This is a genomic window from Archangium violaceum Cb vi76 (assembly GCF_000733295.1).
Taxonomy (GTDB): Bacteria; Myxococcota; Myxococcia; order Myxococcales; family Myxococcaceae; genus Archangium; species Archangium violaceum.
On record NZ_JPMI01000350.1, the window covers coordinates 1 to 14,791 of the forward strand.

The 14,791-nt window shown below is 69.0% G+C and carries 12 protein-coding genes, 1 tRNA gene and 1 pseudogene; 8 read left to right on the top strand and 6 right to left on the bottom strand.

The window, feature by feature from the left end; translation table 11 throughout:
* Together Q664_RS55770 and Q664_RS44680 are read left to right on the top strand one after the other, a co-directional pair.
* Positions 1-245, top strand: a 245-nt coding sequence (locus Q664_RS55770) for a helix-turn-helix domain-containing protein (RefSeq protein WP_425117474.1), incomplete at its 5' end; no start/stop codon positions are given.
* Entirely contained in the window at positions 242-1,462 is a 1,221-nt protein-coding gene (locus Q664_RS44680; protein WP_043411331.1) for a tyrosine-type recombinase/integrase, read from the top strand. The genes Q664_RS55770 and Q664_RS44680, both read left to right, overlap by 4 nt.
* 16 nt (positions 1,463-1,478) lie before the next feature.
* Here Q664_RS44680 and Q664_RS58560 read toward each other — a convergent pair.
* Positions 1,479-1,538: transfer RNA gene (locus tag Q664_RS58560), tRNA-OTHER, on the bottom strand.
* Between the two features lie 49 nt (positions 1,539-1,587).
* Complete coding sequence (locus tag Q664_RS62460; protein ID WP_075207687.1) at positions 1,588-3,513, bottom strand: bifunctional acetyl-CoA hydrolase/transferase family protein/GNAT family N-acetyltransferase; 1,926 nt, start codon at positions 3,511-3,513, stop codon at positions 1,588-1,590.
* 301 nt (positions 3,514-3,814) lie between these two features.
* Between Q664_RS62460 and Q664_RS53575 the strand changes: the two genes are divergently transcribed.
* The 3 genes and pseudogenes from Q664_RS53575 to Q664_RS61805 form a co-directional block, all read left to right on the top strand.
* The gene (locus Q664_RS53575) at positions 3,815-6,760 is read left to right on the top strand and encodes a sensor histidine kinase (RefSeq protein WP_052519469.1); all 2,946 of its coding nucleotides are present in this window, start codon (positions 3,815-3,817) and stop codon (positions 6,758-6,760) included.
* 239 nt (positions 6,761-6,999) lie between these two features.
* Positions 7,000-7,683, top strand: coding sequence for a hypothetical protein (locus tag Q664_RS44695; protein WP_152622703.1), 684 nt, complete (start codon positions 7,000-7,002; stop codon positions 7,681-7,683).
* Positions 7,684-7,787: 104 nt separating this feature from the next.
* Positions 7,788-7,943: pseudogene (locus tag Q664_RS61805) on the top strand (RtcB family protein); the annotation flags it as partial.
* Between the two features lie 83 nt (positions 7,944-8,026).
* Here Q664_RS61805 and Q664_RS54280 read toward each other — a convergent pair.
* Genes Q664_RS54280 through Q664_RS44720 form a run of 4 tightly spaced genes read right to left on the bottom strand, consistent with a single transcriptional unit; the run spans position 8,027 to position 11,885 of the window.
* Positions 8,027-9,343, bottom strand: coding sequence for a TfuA-like protein (locus Q664_RS54280; RefSeq protein ID WP_063934876.1), 1,317 nt, complete (start codon positions 9,341-9,343; stop codon positions 8,027-8,029).
* Entirely contained in the window at positions 9,340-10,581 is a 1,242-nt protein-coding gene (locus Q664_RS44710; RefSeq protein WP_043411339.1) for a YcaO-like family protein, read from the bottom strand. Before Q664_RS44710 ends, Q664_RS54280 begins: the two co-directional genes overlap by 4 nt.
* Positions 10,562-11,674: a tetratricopeptide repeat protein gene (locus Q664_RS44715; RefSeq protein ID WP_043411344.1), complete on the bottom strand. Its 1,113-nt coding sequence runs from the start codon at positions 11,672-11,674 to the stop codon at positions 10,562-10,564. Before Q664_RS44715 ends, Q664_RS44710 begins: the two co-directional genes overlap by 20 nt.
* 10 nt (positions 11,675-11,684) lie before the next feature.
* Entirely contained in the window at positions 11,685-11,885 is a 201-nt protein-coding gene (locus Q664_RS44720) for a hypothetical protein (protein ID WP_043411345.1), read from the bottom strand.
* 306 nt (positions 11,886-12,191) lie between these two features.
* Here Q664_RS44720 and Q664_RS53580 point away from each other — a divergent pair, with 306 nt between their 5' ends.
* The 3 genes from Q664_RS53580 to Q664_RS44735 form a co-directional block, all read left to right on the top strand.
* Positions 12,192-12,770, top strand: coding sequence for a MarR family winged helix-turn-helix transcriptional regulator (locus Q664_RS53580; RefSeq protein WP_052519471.1), 579 nt, complete (start codon positions 12,192-12,194; stop codon positions 12,768-12,770).
* 15 nt (positions 12,771-12,785) lie between these two features.
* Complete coding sequence (locus tag Q664_RS44730) at positions 12,786-14,123, top strand: cytochrome P450 family protein (protein ID WP_043411362.1); 1,338 nt, start codon at positions 12,786-12,788, stop codon at positions 14,121-14,123.
* 97 nt (positions 14,124-14,220) lie between these two features.
* A partial coding sequence (locus tag Q664_RS44735; protein ID WP_043411347.1) for a formyltransferase family protein occupies positions 14,221-14,791 on the top strand: 571 nt, incomplete at its 3' end.

The window sequence follows — 14,791 nt, forward strand, 5'->3', positions numbered from 1 at the left end:
ATGCAGGAGGGGCGCCAGCCATGAGCACGCCCCCCGTCTCTGCGGACGCCGCGCCCGCATTTCTCACGGTGGAGGAAGCCGCCGAAATACTGCGCGTGAACAGGAAGACTCTCTACGAAGCGATCCGGCTTGAGCAGGTTCCCGGCGTCGCTCGCATCGGAAAAACCCTCCGCATCCGCCGCGCTGCCCTGCTAGAGTGGACAGCCGGTAAGGGCCGTGATTCTGCGCTCGGGAGTCGGAAATGAGCGTCAGATTGCGGAAGTGGCAGAACAAGGCAGGGAAGGTCGAGGAGGCTTGGCAAGTGGACTTCATGTTCCACCACTCGGACGGACGGCGACAGCGAGTCGTGAAGTTCTCGCCCGTGCAGACGCGCCGGGGTGCCGAGCAGTACGAGCGCGAATTGCGCGCCTCCCTCCTCAATGGAACCTTCGGAAAGGAGAACAACAGCGGGGAGCGCCCTATGACGTTGGCGGAGTTTGCCCCGCGCTTCCGGACCTACAGCGAGAACAACAACAAGCACTCCAGCGTCGTCAGCAAGAGCCAAATCCTGGAGGCTCACATCCTGCCGTTTTTCGGTGAAATGGCGCTGTCTGCCATTGGCCCGGCTGAGATGGAGGATTTCAAGGCTGTCATGCGCAAGAAGAAGTCGGCAGCGCGCGCCCGGAAGGAGGCCCCCATGCGGGCAGCCCTCCGCAAGCGCAGCGGCGAGGAACCGAAGCCGCTGAGCCTCAAAACCATCAACAACGTGTTGACGGTGCTGAGCAAGCTGCTGGCGGTCGCGGAAGAGCAGCGGGTAATAGAGCAGGCCCCGCGCGTGAGGCTCTTCACGAAGCTGCCGAAGCCGCCCTTTGATTTCCTCACCTTCGAGGAGGCAGAGCGCCTGAGCAACGCCGCTGAGCCGGAATGGCGAGCGTTGCTCCTGGTGGCGCTCAAGGCGGGGCTGCGACAAGGGGAGCTGCTCGGGCTCCAGTGGGGTGACGTGGACTTGCAGCGCGGCAAGCTGCACGTCCGCCGTACCATCTGGCGCGGTGTCTCGGGCTTGCCCAAGGGCGGACGCGAGCGAACGGTGGAACTGCCCGGCTCGGCAGTGGACGCGCTCAAGGGACACCGGCACCTGCGCGGCCCTTACGTGTTCTGCCAGGAGGACGGCCAGCCGCTTACCGACGGGCTCCTCAAGCTGCCGCTGCGCCGGGCCCTCCAGCGGGCGGGCATCTCTCGCGAGCAAGGCCGCATCGGCTGGCACGACTTGCGGCACACCTACGGCAGCCACCTCGCCATGAGGGGGATACCGCTGACGGTCATCAAAGAGCTGATGGGGCACGCGACCATCGACATGACGGAACGCTATGCCCACCTGAGCCCGGACACGCGCAGAGAGGCGGTCGGGGTTCTCGACCGGCCCTCTGCGCCCGCGTGCGACATACGTGCAACACGGATGGAGGAAGCTGCTAACCACCCATAAGCACGGCGTAAAAAAGTGGAAGCGGCGGGAATCGAACCCGCCGCCTGGCACTCCCAGACCGACTGGAGTTCGCCTCGGGGGCGGTGGGCATGCGGTATGAGCCGAGAAGGTAGAGAAGCGCACCTTCATGCGCCGGGGCCCGTCGTTCTCCGAGCCGGGCTCGCGCTGGGTCCATCCCCCGGCCCGCTGAGCCCGCCCGGAGCGTGGCCAGGAAACAGCAGCTCCAGGTGATAGCTGCTTCCCTCCAGGCGGGCCTGCACGGGCAGCCCGCTCTCGTGGAAGACGTCGAGCATGGGCTTGTTCGACACCAGCACATCCGCTTGGAATCCCGGTAGCCCCCGCGCCTGGGCCGCCTCGCGAATGCGTCTCATCAGTGCCGTGCCCACGCCCTTACCCTGCCAGTCATCGCGCACCACGAAGGCCACGTCCCCCAACCCCGTCGCGGCCACCACGTCGTAGCGCACCACGCCCACCAGTTCCTCCGTGCCCGGCACACACGCCACCAGCGCCATGTTCTGCTCGTAGTCCGGGTTCACCAACTCCTGCACCTCCTCGTGGGGGTGCCGCTTCTTGAAGCACATGAAGCGCCGGTACGTGCTGTCGTCGCTCAGCCCATACAACAGCTCCTGCAACGCTCGCTCGTCGGTGATGCGCGCGGGGCGGATGAGCAGCTCCTGCCCGGAGAGGATGCGCTCCACCCGCTCCTCCGCCCACGGGTAGCGTGCCCGGGGCACCACCTGGTCCGGCAGCACCCAGTGCCGCTCCTTGGCCGCCGCCATCAACTCCGCGCGGAAGTCCGGGTGGGCGATGTGGATGAGCGCCTTGGCTCGCTCGCGGATGTTCTTCCCCCACAGGTCCGCCACCCCGTACTCCGTCACCACGTAGTGCACGTCTCCGCGGCTCGTCACCACGCCCGTGCCCCCCTCCAGCGCCACCTGAATCCGGCTCACCGTGCCGCCCTTCGCCGTCGAGGGCAACGCGATGATCGGCCGCCCTCCCCGGCTGCGCGCCGCGCCCCGGATGAAGTCCACCTGCCCGCCAATCCCCGAGAAGAAACACCCGCCCAGCGTGTCCGCCGCCACCTGCCCGGTCAGGTCCACCGCCAGCGCTCCGTTGATGGCCACCATCCGCTCGTTCCGGGCGATCACGCCCGGATCATTGGTGAAGTCGCTCGGCCGCATCTCGATGGCCGGGTTGTCGTGGGCCCATGCGTACAGCTTCCGGGTTCCCATGATGAAGGACGTCACCAGCTTGCCCGGCAGCAGCGTCTTCCTGCGCCCGGTGATGACGCCCGCCTCCACCAGGTGCATCACCCCGTCCGACATCATCTCCGTGTGCAGCCCGAGATCCGTGTGCCCCGTCAGCTGCGCCAGCACCGCGTCCGGAATCCTCCCGATGCCCAGTTGCAGCGTGGCCCCGTCCGGAATCAGCCGCGCGATGTGGCTCCCGATCTCCCGTGACACCTCGTCCTGCTCCTCGTGGGGGCGCTCCAGGAGCGGTTGATCCACCGGGACCAACCGGTGCAGGCGGCTCACGTGGACGAAGGAATCCCCATGGGTGCGCGGCATGTGGGGGTTGACCTCGGCGATGAGCAGCGAGGCCGCCTCCACCGCCGAGCGCACCACGTCCACCGAGACGCCCAGGCTCACGTACCCATGCGCATCCGGCGGGCTCACCTGCAGCAGGGCCACGTCCACCCGGACGCGGTTGCTCCGGATGAGCTCGGGAATCTCCGAGAGGAACACGGGCATGAAGTCCGCCCGGCCCTCCTGGACCGCCTTGCGCGTGTTGGCGCCGATGAAGAAGGCGATGTGCCGGAAGCGGTGCTGGTACTCGGGCTCCACATACGGCGCCGGCCCCAGCGTCATCAGGTGCACCACCTCGTTGTCGGCCAGGTGCTCGCCCTTCTCCACCAGGGCCTTGACCAGGGCCACGGGCTCGGCAGCCCCCGAGCCGATGAGGATGCGCCGCCCCGGGCGGATCAGGCGGATGGCCTCCTCCGCCGTCGACACCTTGTCCGCGTAACGTCCCCGCCAGTCTTGCGCGTTCATGAGCCCTCCCTTCCTGGCGCGCTAGCACTCTTCATTCCAACGGTGCTGCCGGGGAAAGCCGGTGTCACCCGGCGCAACCCGTGCGCCCGGAGCCGGCTCCTGGCGCAACCCCTGCACGCCTCGCGCTCCTGGGGAACGGGGAGGCAGCAAGGGCCCTCCCGCCTCGCCTCCCGAAGGGCGAAGCAAGGCCGGGCTGCGCCGGACGGTCTCCTTTCCCCAGTCCCCATGGGCCCGGAGCCGATTCACCGTTGAGCAAGACATCCGCCCCCTTCCAGATGACGCTCACTCCGTCCACCCGCCCATGACGACGTCGCCTCATCGCGCTTCTCTCCGCCGGCTCAAGCAGGGGCTCGCGCCGCTGGCGCCTGCCGTCAGTGGGCTCGCCGTCCTGGTCGCCTCCTTCAATCTGCTCGGCTGGGCCCTGGGCAGCAGGCCCCTCACCCGGCTGATTCCCGTGCAGGGCGCGATCAGCATGATGCCGAACACCGCGATCGGCTTCATCCTGAGTGGCCTCGCGCTCTGGTTGCTCCACCCGGAAGGGCCGGACCGGCGGCGGCGTACAACGGGCCAGGCGCTGGCACTCGTCACCCTGCTGCTGGGCGGCCTGACGCTCGCCGAGTACCTCTTCGGGCTCGACGCCGGAATCGACCTCCTCCTCTTCGGAGGGACCGTCCAGCGCATGGTTCCCCTGTCCCCGGGAAGGCCCTCGCCCATGACGGCGATGAACTTCTGCCTCCTGGGGGGGGCACTCCTGCTGCTGCATGTCAGGACGCGCCAGGGGAGGCTCCCCGCCCGCTTCCTGGCCCTGACCGTCACGCTCCTCTCCGCCCAGGTCCTCATCGGGTACATGTACCTGGAGGAGAGCCTGTTCGGGCCCAGGCGGCTCTTCTCCTTCCTGCCGCCCTTCACGCCCATGGCCGTGCATACGGCGGCGCTCTTCCTGCTGTTGTCGCTCGGCATCCTGTCCGTCCATCCCGAGCGCGGGCTGACGGGGCTGCTCCTCCGGGACGATGTGGGGGGCATCCTGGTGCGCCGGCTCCTGCCCGCCGTCCTCCTCACCCCCCTGCTGGTGGGCGGCATGTGGCTCCTGGGAGAGCGGCTGGGGCTCTTCGGGACCACCCTCGGGGTCTCCCTCTTCGTGCTCGCCACCATGGTGGCCTTCCTGTTCGTGCTCGCGCGCAACGCGAGCACCCTCTCCCGGCTGGATGCGCAGCGCCACGCCATGGAGCAGTCCCTCCGGCTGTCGGAGGCCCGCTTCGCCGGCATCGTCTCCACCGCGGCCGATGCCATCCTCTCGATCGACGAGGCGCAGAGGATCACCCTCTTCAACACCGGGGCGGAACACATCTTCGGCTACCCCGCGAACGAGGTCCTGGGCCGTCCCCTGAATCTGCTCCTGCCCGAGCGGTTCCAGGCCATCCACCGGCAACACATCCGGGAGTTCGCGGCCAGCGGGCAGACAGCCCGTCACATGGGAGAGCGGCGGACCATCATCGGCCGGCGCAAGAATGGCGACGAGTTCCCCGCGGAGGCCAGCATCTCGAAGCTGCGGGTGGACGGAACGGAGCTCCTCACCGTCATCGTGCGGGACATCACCGCGCGCCAACGCGCCGAGGAGGGACTTCGCAACAGCGAGGAGCGCTTCCGGACCTCGTTCGAGGATGCCCCCATCGGGATGGCCCTGGTCGGCCTGGATGGCCGGTTCCTGAACGTGAATGGCTCGCTGTGTGGGATCGTCGGCTACTCACACAAGGAGCTCATCACCAAGACGTTCCAGGACATCACCTGGCCCGAGGATCTGGAGCTGCACCTGGCGAACGCGCACCGGCTGCTCCAGGGGGAGATCAGCTCGTACCAGATGGAGAAGCGCTACATCCACAAGGACGGCCACCGGGTGACCATCCTGCTGACGGGCTCGCTGGTCCGTGGCGCCCGGGGAGAACCGCTCCATTACATCGAGCAGCTCCAGGACATCTCCGAGCGCAAGCAGCTCGAGCAGGCCTGGCGCTTCCTGGCCGAGGCGGGCCCACGGCTCGCGGCGTCGCTCGACGCGCAGACCACGCTCACCACCGTGGCGGGCCTGGCCGTTCCCGCGCTGGCGGACTGGAGCCTGGTCGAGCAGCTGGATGAGGAGGGGCGGGTGAAGCGGGTGGAAGGACTGGCGGACTCCCCGGAGAAGTCACGGCTCCTTCGCGAGCTGCTCACCACCCAGCCCCGGCGCCCGTCCAACCCGAGACACCTCCTCGCCCACGTGCTGCGGACGGGGCAGCCGGCGCTCCTGCCGGAGTTCTCCGAGGCGGTGCTCGAAGCGGCGGCGGAGGACTCCCATCACCTGGAGCTGCTCCACCGTCTCGAGCCCCGCTCGGGCCTCGTCGTGCCCCTCGTCACCCGCGGGCGGAACCTCGGCACGCTCCTCCTCGTGATGTCCGAGTCCGGGCGCCGCTACGAAGCCCGGGACCTGGCGCTGGCCGAGGAGCTGGCCCAACGCGCCGCGCTCGCCATCGACAATGCCTGCCTCCACGAGAAGTCCGAGCAGGCCACCCATACCCGCGACGAGGTGCTGCGGATCGTCGCCCATGATCTGCGCACCCCGCTCAACGTCATCTCCCTGAGCACGAAGGTGCTCCTGAAACATCCGCCCGAGAAGCGGGCCACCGACACGAAGCCGCTCGAAGCCATCCAGAAGGCGGTGGACCGGGCCACCCGGCTCATCCTGGATCTGCTGGACATCGCCCGGATGGAAGCCGGCCGTCTGTCCGTGGACCGGGGACCGGAGCAGACCGCGCCCCTCGTCCGGGAGGCCGCCGAGCTGCATCGCGCACTCGCGGAGGAGAAGTCCATCCAGCTCATGGTCTCCGTCCCCGAAGATGCGCCGCCCGTCTTCGCCGACCGCGACCGGGTGCTGCAGATCCTCTCGAACCTGCTCGGCAACGCGCTCAAGTTCACGCCCATGGGAGGACGGATCCTGCTCCGGGCCGAGCCGGCGGGGAGCCTGGTGCGGTTCTCGGTGAGCGACACGGGCTCCGGGATTCCCGAGGAGGATCTGCCCCACCTCTTCGAGCCCTTCTGGCAGGCCTCCGCGGGGAGGAAGCAGGGGGCGGGCCTGGGACTGGCCATCGTGAAGGGGCTCGTCGACGCGCACGGCGGACACCTCCGGGTCGAGAGCAGCCCCGGGGTGGGGAGCACCTTCTTCTTCACGCTCCCCACCGCGAGTCCGGCCGAGGTGCATCCCCGGCCTCATGCATGAGACGCACGGGACGGTGCTGTTGGGGAAGCCCGATGTCATCCGGCGCGACCTGGATGGGCCTCGCCCTCCTGGAGGCACGGGCGCAGGCGCCTGGAGGAAGGGCCGCCGGTCACCGGTTCCGTCCAGAACTGGAGCTTGTGCTCGCACTGGCAGCCGTTACGGCGGGCGCGGGGCGGACACATCTTCCGGCTGTGGGCTCGTGCTGCCGCCGGAATCATCCGGGCAGCGGAGGGGGCGTCATGAAACGAAGCCCGATGACCTGGATGGCGGGTGGACTGGCGATGGCGGGAGCAGGTGCGCTCGCGTACCTGCGGTGGCTGCGGCCGTGGCTCCTGCGGTGGGGCGCGACCGACGAGGAAGTCATGCGCGCGATGCCGGGGGACGAGCTCGTGCAGGAGCCCCAGTACGTGACGACCCGGGCCATCACCATCCAGGCCCGGCCTGAGCGGATCTGGCCCTGGCTGATCCAGATGGGCGAGGGCCGCGGCGGCTTCTACAGCTACGTGTGGATCGAGCGGCTGCTCGGCATGCGGTTGGAGAACGCGGAGCGGATCCTCCCCGAGTTCCAGAATGTGAAGGTGGGGGAGCCACTCGCGGTGGAGCCCCAGGACGACTACGTCATGCAGGTGAAGGTCCTCGAGCCCGACCACGCCCTGGTGCTGGGAGGCTCCACGCCGGCCCCCTGGGGCGAGGCCACCTGGACCATGGCGCTCGAACCACTCGACGAGCACTCCACGCGTCTGGTCTCCCGGTGCCGTACCCGGTTCAACTCGACACGGGACATGCTGCTCGTCCTGTCCTTCCTCGACATCGGCCAGCTCCTCATGGAGCGCAAATGGCTGCGGGGCGTGAAGGAGCGCGCCGAGCGATGGGCGCATGCTCCCGCCGAGCCCATGGCGCCTGAAGCGCCCGCCCCCATGTGAGAACGGCGGGCCGCTGCCCGGGTTGAGAGATACCTGGACCGTCCATGGCTTCCGCGTTCTACCGCCGATGGATCCTCGCGAACGGCCTGGCCGAAGCCGCCCTGGGGCGCACGTTGCTCGTGCACCGCAAGGGCGCGGTGGAGTTGGAGGCCGGGCAACGGGGCGTCATTCCCGGCTCGATGGGGACGGCCTCGTACGTGGTGGAGGGGAGGGGAGAGGCGAGGTCCTTCCGTTCCTGCTCGCACGGGGCGGGGCGGGTGGCTCACCCATCGCCGTGCTCAAGGGCTGAGCCCGTGAGGGAGGCGGCGGGAATCGAACCCACGCTCGTAACCGCCCGGAGTGCTTAAGAATCGATATCCCTCCGCGTCCCCTCCTGGCCCGCCCCATTTCCAGCCGGGCAAGGAGGGGGACTTTCAAGCAAGTACTGGGCGAGCCATTCCCCCAACAACTCGTCCTCGGCAAGCCCGAGGTGCGCGGCGTACTCCGCGAGCGAGGCGCGCTCCAGTCCGGCCCTCTGAGCAAACCACTCCCGCAGGGTATCCACCGACACGCCCGCGGACTGCGGCGTGAGGGCGGCCCCGCCCCGCTCACCGAGACGGCGCTCCTTTTCCCGCACCGCGGCGAGGGTGGAATCCCACTCGCCACGGCGCAGCAGCTCCAGCGGCAGTTGCACATCCACCTCCGGGGCCGACCGCGCCAGCACGGCCTCGGTGAGGGCGTCCGCATGGGCTTGCCACCTGTCCGTGAGGGACTCCTGCTCCGCCGGGCCCCGGTCGCGCTCGGACAGCGCGATGCCCAGCCGCTCCGCCTGCGCCTCCATCAGGTGGTGGCCGAGCGCCGAGCGCAAGAGCGCGTCACGCGCGGGCGAGAACAGCCACACGTGGCGACCCACCGCCTTCAACGTCTCGTCCCGGACACCCAACAGACCGCGCCGGCTCGCCCTTGCGTGAAAGGCGCGCCAGGAGCTGGTGGACTCGAAATCGAAGCAGGGGGGGCGGGGGGCGCGGACCTCGGCCAGCTCCCGCGAGACGTGCTCCAGCAGCCGGGCCGCATCCTCCCGCTTGAGATCGGGCTTCTCCCGGGTCACCAGCGCCCGGAGCCCATCCAGCTCGTCGCGGGGGACGCCTGGCCACATCCCCGCGCGCCACAGGTCCGGCCAGGCGCGGTCGGCGTAGTACTTCCGCTTGGCATGCTCCCTCAGCAGGTCGTGAGTGCCCGGGCTGATGACTCCGGCCTCCCGCGCAAGGCGCAACCCCTCGCGCACGTTCACCATCGCCTCGGAGAGCGCCCGGTACCCGAGCGACTCGGGGGCGTGGCTCACCGCGACCTCGTCGTCATCCTCGTACTCGCCGCTGCGGTAGGCCTCGAAGATGCGTCCCACCCCTTCCATCCCGTAAGGGTGCAGCTCCGCGGCCCGCAGGGCGCCCATGCTCGAGCTGCCGAAAACCCGGATGCCCTGGCTGAGGGCGTAGAGGATTTCCTTGTGCCGAACCGAGGGCACCTGCTCGAAATATCCATCAATGATGACGATGGCTCGGGGCCGGCGCTCGACCAGGGCGCTGACGTCCCCGGCCGCCACCGGAGGCAGGTAATACGCATCAAGCAGCCGCTGGGCCTGCTCGAGCGGATGGCTCGGGCCCAGGAAGACGTAGACACTCATCGAGGCTCCTCGCCTTGGAGCATCCGCCTGCGCGCCCTCGTCCCGAAGGGACCCTCCAGCGCGCCGCTCTCGAGCTCGGGGGCGAGCATCTTCACCACGGGGACGCCCACCTCCGGCCTCGTGAGGTCTACCGCGACCACGCTGGTGATGCCGGCGCCGCGCAGCGCCTCCAACACCCGTGTCAGGTCCTCCTCGAAGCCCTCGCCCGCGAGCGAGCGCCGCGCATCGAAGCGCAGGCTCGGCGGAGGCTCCAGGATGAGCCGCTCCATCTCGCGCAGCTCCTCCTCGTCCCGGTTCTGCTGGTACGCCTCCCAGGGGATGTCGTCGCGCGTGCCGGTGATTTCCGTCAGCCGGCATTGCACCGCCTCGGTGAGCGCGCGCAGCAGCGCCACCTCCGGCGCGAGGTGGCAGCCAAACCCCCAGAAATACCCCATGCGCCGCAACGCCCCGGGTTTGTCGAAGAGGACGCACTGGTAGGAGGCAATCCCCACGTCGGACGTGTTGTCGTACACGCCCACCCGCAGCCCGGCCTCGGCCAGGCGCTCGAGCAGCGCGCGGCACAGCGGCTCCTCCACCGTGTCCAGCCGGAGCTGCGACGCCTTGCCGCCCGTCCCATCCTCGGAGAGGAACCACAGCGTGGTCGCATCCCGCTCGATGAGCTCACACAGGCCGTGGACCATGGCCTCCAGGAGGTGGTTGCCGGAGGCCAGACCGTTGCTGCTGGGGGTGAAGGTGCGCACCACGCCCGGGGGGGGCACGTCGTACAGGCTGACGAGCTCCCAGGGAACCCAGACGGCGGTTTGACGAATCAGGTCGTACCCCTCCATCCAGAGGAGGGGCGCATGAGGGAGCGACTCACGCCCCATCTGCGCCAGGAGGGGCTCGAGGTCCATCACCTCGGCGCTGCGGCGCAGGGCGTGCGGGGACTCGTAGCGCAGCGGCTTGTCGATGTGCTCCGCGTGCCAGCACTCGATGGCCTCCATCAGCGCGGACACCTTGGCCGAGTCCGGGTCGAGCCCCTTGCCCTGGGTGACGCTGAGGGAGCGCGCGTTGGGGCGGACGGCCACGTAGACGGGCACCCCGATGAAATCCAACCCGGTGACGTTGGCCAGCCGGGTGATGCCCATGGGGCCCATGAAGCGCGAATAGTCCCGGAACGTCTGGTCGGGAGGGCGCGTGCGGTGCGTGCCGGCCCGGAAGTGCTTGGCGACCCTCCTCTCAGTGCCTGGCGGGTGCATGTCCTTGCCTCTCTACGAGTCGGGCCAGATTCTCCCGGCAGGCGAGCACGTGGGGATGGGAGGGGGAGAGGAGGGGCTCGAGAATGGCCAGGGCCTCTCGCAGCAACTTCCGGGCAACGTGCGGCCGCCCCCGCTTGAGCTGCAGAGTGCCCAGGTTGTTGAGGACCATGGCCACATCGGGGTGGCGCGGGCTCAGGAGCCGCCGGAATGTACGGGCCGCGCGCCGGTAGAGGCGCTCCGCCTCGCCCAGCGCGCCCCTGGCGGACAGCAGGGCGGCGAGGTTGTTGGAGTGGAAGGCCACCTCGTAGGCGTTGCGGCTCGGACCGCGCGCGAAGAGGGAAAGCACACGGCGGTAGATTTCCTCGGCCTCCTCGCTCGAGCCCTGGGCGTCGAGGAGGGCAGCGAGCGCGGCCTCATCCTGCGCGACGAGCGGGTGATGCTCGCCAAGCGCCGCCTTCCGCAACGCCACGGCGCGCCGAGCGAACGGCTCGCCTCGCCGCGGCCGTCCCCGGGCATGCTCGATGCCTCCCAGGTTGTGGTAGAGGTCGGCCAGCTCGACGTGCTCAGGCCCGTAGACCCTCTCCATGATGCGCAGCGCGCGGCGATACAGCCGTCCGCTTTCGGCGAAGTGGCCCTGGTGCTTGCCCACCAGGGCCAGCTCGGTGAGGGCGCTGGCCACCTCGAGGTCGCGACGACCGAGGGTCTCCTCCGCCAGGCGCAGCGCCCGGCGCGCCTGGCGGAGGGCCTGGGCATGGCGCCCCATCAGACGCTGGCCGGTGGAGAGCGCACAGAGCGCCTGGACGCGCAGTCGCCTGACGTCTTCGCTTGCCCGGAGCCCCATGAGTGCGCACCACGCCTTACCCGCGTGCTGCTCGGCCTCGGCCGGGTCGCCGAGCGAGATGGCCACCCGGGAGAGGACCAGTTGGACGTTGGCGACGTCTGGATGGGTCGGGCCCAGCTCCCGCTCGAAGAGGCGCAGCGCGGCGAGCGCGGACGCGCGGGCGCGCCGCGGCTGCCCGGCGGCGTCGTACTCGAGGGCTCTCGCGTGGAAGCGACAGCCCTCGTCCACCGGCGAAGGGAGGTGGCGCCGCATCCGGCTCACCTCACACGCGGACGAACGTGCCGTTGTGGTTCACGATCACCTTCCCCGCCTTGATGCGCGTTTTGGCCTTGATGCCCTGAGCGCTTGCGCGCATGCCGTTGTGCTTGCGGCTCATGCCAGTCTTGACGCCCTTGGCACGTGCCTCCGCGCCCTGGGTGTCGACCGTCTTCGCTCCAGCCAGACTCTTCGTCTCAACAGTCATCGAATCCCCCCCTTGTGTGAGCATGAAGTTGAAGTATTGGACGTTGCGGCCAGCCCATACTCCTTGTCAATCCCGCGAGGCTTTCTTGGAGGGGGGGATGGTTCAGGATGAAACGCCCACTGCCGGACGACACCACGCACCTGCTCTTCACCGGGTTGGAACTGTTTCGGCGTGTGGCGTTCCTGGTACCTCCGCGCATGCCCCGCCCGACCCACTGAGAAGGCGGGAGCCCCACGGTCCCGGATGGCCCGGCTGGGAATATTGATTTACGTCGTATATTATTGATGACGTAAAATCTTCCCCCCCATGGCTCCGAGCGACCTTCCCCTCCAACACGCCGCGCAGTTGCTCCAGTTCCTTCCGCACCTGACGCGCTGGACCCGGGAGCTGGTGAGCCAGGTCAGCGCCGGCCTGGACCTGAGCCTGCGCCAGTACGCGGCACTGCGTGCCATTCAGGAGGGGGCCCGCTCGGCAACGGATCTGGCGCGGAGATGGCAGGTCACGCCGGCCGTCGTTACCGGGGTCATCGACCGGCTGGAGCGGCGCGGGCTGGTGCGGCGAGCGGCTGATCCAAGAGATCGCCGGCGGCTGTACCTGGTGCTCACCGCGAAGGGTCTGGAGATGAGTCGCTCGGTCGACGACAAGCTGACCGGAGCCCTCGCGGAGCACCTGGCCGTGGCGGCGCCTCCGGATCTCCTCGCGTTGGGCCGCACGCTCGCCGTGCTGGAGCGCGCGCTCGGACCGGGTAAACCAGACGCCGTTGCGCCGCCTGCGAGGAACGAACGGCCCGGAGCCGGCATCGACAAGACGGCCCGGCGGCGGCCTCCCCGGCATGGGGAGGCGGGCACGCGGCCGCGCCGGCTTTCCCGACGAGTCATTCGATGAGTGAAGGAGGACGACATGGCAGCGCATGACACCAACGCGGCACAAGAGCAGACTTCTCCCGAGGCGCCGTCCGCGGGCCCGATGATCCTCACCCTGGATCCGCATGTCTCGCCCGAGGACTACGCGAAGGCGAGGGAGAAGGAGCGCGTCGCGCGGGTGACCTTCTCCTTCGGGGAGAACGCCGGCCCGGCGGGGTCGGACTCGGAGTTCCGCGAGTTCCTCGGGCGCGAGCACCTCTTCATCACCCGGTACGACGACGTGATCGCCTCCCTGCTCGATGACCGCCTGTCGTCGAATCCCCGCACCGCCATCACCCCGGAGCAGCAGAAGAGGCTGCCCCAGGTTCCGGAGGAGCTGCGGCCCGTTTTCAAGAGCCTGCTCACCGCGGATCCGCCGGATCACACGCGGCTGCGCAAGCTCATCCAGCCGAGCTTCACCCCACGTGCGATGGAGCCGCTGCGGGCGCGAATCCAGCGGATCGCGGAGGAGCTCCTGGACGCCGCCGAGCGCGCGGCGGCCGAGCGCGGCGAGTCCCGGCCGGAGCGGCGCATGGACCTCATCGCGGAGTTCGCCTACCCGCTGCCGGTCACGGTCATCTCGGACATGCTCGGCATTCCGCGCGAGGACCGGGAGATGGTGCGGGTCTGGACGGAGAGTCTGCTCGGGGGCAACCGGGGCCAGGGGATGGACACGGAGAGCCGGGCCAGACTGCGGGAGTTCACCGATTACCTGCGCAGGCTCTTCGTGGCCAAGCGGAAGCAGCCGGCGGACGACATGATCAGCCAGCTGCTGCGCATCGAGGAGGACGGCGACAAGCTGAACGAGGAGGAGACGCTATCGACGGTCTTCATCCTCTACCTCGCCGGGCACGTGACGACGGTGAACCTGATTGGCAATGGGGTCTACGCGCTGCTGAGCCACCCGGACCAGCTGGCGAAGCTGAAGGCAAATCCCGGACTGGTGAAGGGCATGGTCGAGGAGACGCTGCGGTACTGGGGCCCGGTCGAATTCATCTCGAGGCGAATCGCCAAGGTGGACCTCGACATGGCCGGGACGCACATTCAAAAGGGCGAGCCCATGATGGTGGGCCTGGCCTCGGCCAACCGGGACCCCGCGCGCTTCCCGCATCCCGACGTCTTCGACATCACCCGGCCGGACGCGGACAAGCATGTGGCGTTCGGCAAGGGCATCCACATCTGCATCGGAGCGCCCCTGGCGCGGATGGAGGGGCAGATCGCCTTCGAGACGCTGTTCCGGCGCATGCCGGAGCTGCGATTCGCGATCCCGAGCGAGGAGCTGCGCTGGAACAACGCCTTCCTGCGCGGGTTCGCGAAGCTGCCCGTCCTGTTCTGAGCCGGTGAACGGGCCAGGTGGCAGGAATCGAACCTGCTGCCCCCTGGCCTCAGGAACGGGGCGCGAACCCAACGGCCTCGTGTTAGTGGTGGAGCCAATGACCTCGACCCACCGCGCAGTCGTTCGCATCACCGGCCCGGACCGGCCGGGAATCGTCTCGGATGTGTCCGGGCTCCTGTTCAAGCTGGGGCTCAACATCCACCACGCGGACCAGCACCTGGACGCGGAGGCCAACCTCTTCTTCCAGCGCATCGAGTTCCCCGTTCCGGAAGGGTGGGAGCGCGTTCGCACCGAGCTGACGAAGGGGCTGGACGCCCTGGGGATGCAGCACTCGCTGCGGGTGCTGTCCGAGCGGCTGCGCGTGGGCATCCTCATCTCGAAGCACGCGCACTGCGGGATGGACATTCTCGACCGTCACCGCACCGGGGAGCTCCAGTGCGAGGTGCCCGTCATCATCTCCAACCACCCGGACCTCGGTCCGGAGTTCACCCGCCGCGGCTACACCTTCGTGCACGAGCCCATCGCGGGGAACAAGGCGGAGCAGGAGCGGCGCATCCTGGCCCGGCTGGCCGAGGAGCGGGTCGACCTGGTCGTGCTCGCCCGGTACATGCAGATTCTGACCAGCGGCTTCGTCGCCGCGTATCCGAACCGGATCATCAACATCCATC

Excerpts from the sequence above, each read along its gene's own strand:
- Q664_RS44680 (WP_043411331.1), top strand. The coding sequence starts at position 242 with ATGAGCGTCAGATTGCGGAAGTGGCAGAACAAGGCAGGGAAGGTCGAG.
- Q664_RS62460 (WP_075207687.1), bottom strand. The coding sequence starts at position 3,513 with ATGAACGCGCAAGACTGGCGGGGACGTTACGCGGACAAGGTGTCGACG.
- Q664_RS53575 (WP_052519469.1), top strand. The coding sequence starts at position 3,815 with ATGACGACGTCGCCTCATCGCGCTTCTCTCCGCCGGCTCAAGCAGGGG.
- Q664_RS44695 (WP_152622703.1), top strand. The coding sequence starts at position 7,000 with ATGAAACGAAGCCCGATGACCTGGATGGCGGGTGGACTGGCGATGGCG.
- Q664_RS54280 (WP_063934876.1), bottom strand. The coding sequence starts at position 9,343 with ATGAGTGTCTACGTCTTCCTGGGCCCGAGCCATCCGCTCGAGCAGGCC.
- Q664_RS44710 (WP_043411339.1), bottom strand. The coding sequence starts at position 10,581 with ATGCACCCGCCAGGCACTGAGAGGAGGGTCGCCAAGCACTTCCGGGCC.
- Q664_RS44715 (WP_043411344.1), bottom strand. The coding sequence starts at position 11,674 with ATGCGGCGCCACCTCCCTTCGCCGGTGGACGAGGGCTGTCGCTTCCAC.
- Q664_RS44720 (WP_043411345.1), bottom strand. The coding sequence starts at position 11,885 with ATGACTGTTGAGACGAAGAGTCTGGCTGGAGCGAAGACGGTCGACACC.
- Q664_RS53580 (WP_052519471.1), top strand. The coding sequence starts at position 12,192 with ATGGCTCCGAGCGACCTTCCCCTCCAACACGCCGCGCAGTTGCTCCAG.
- Q664_RS44730 (WP_043411362.1), top strand. The coding sequence starts at position 12,786 with ATGGCAGCGCATGACACCAACGCGGCACAAGAGCAGACTTCTCCCGAG.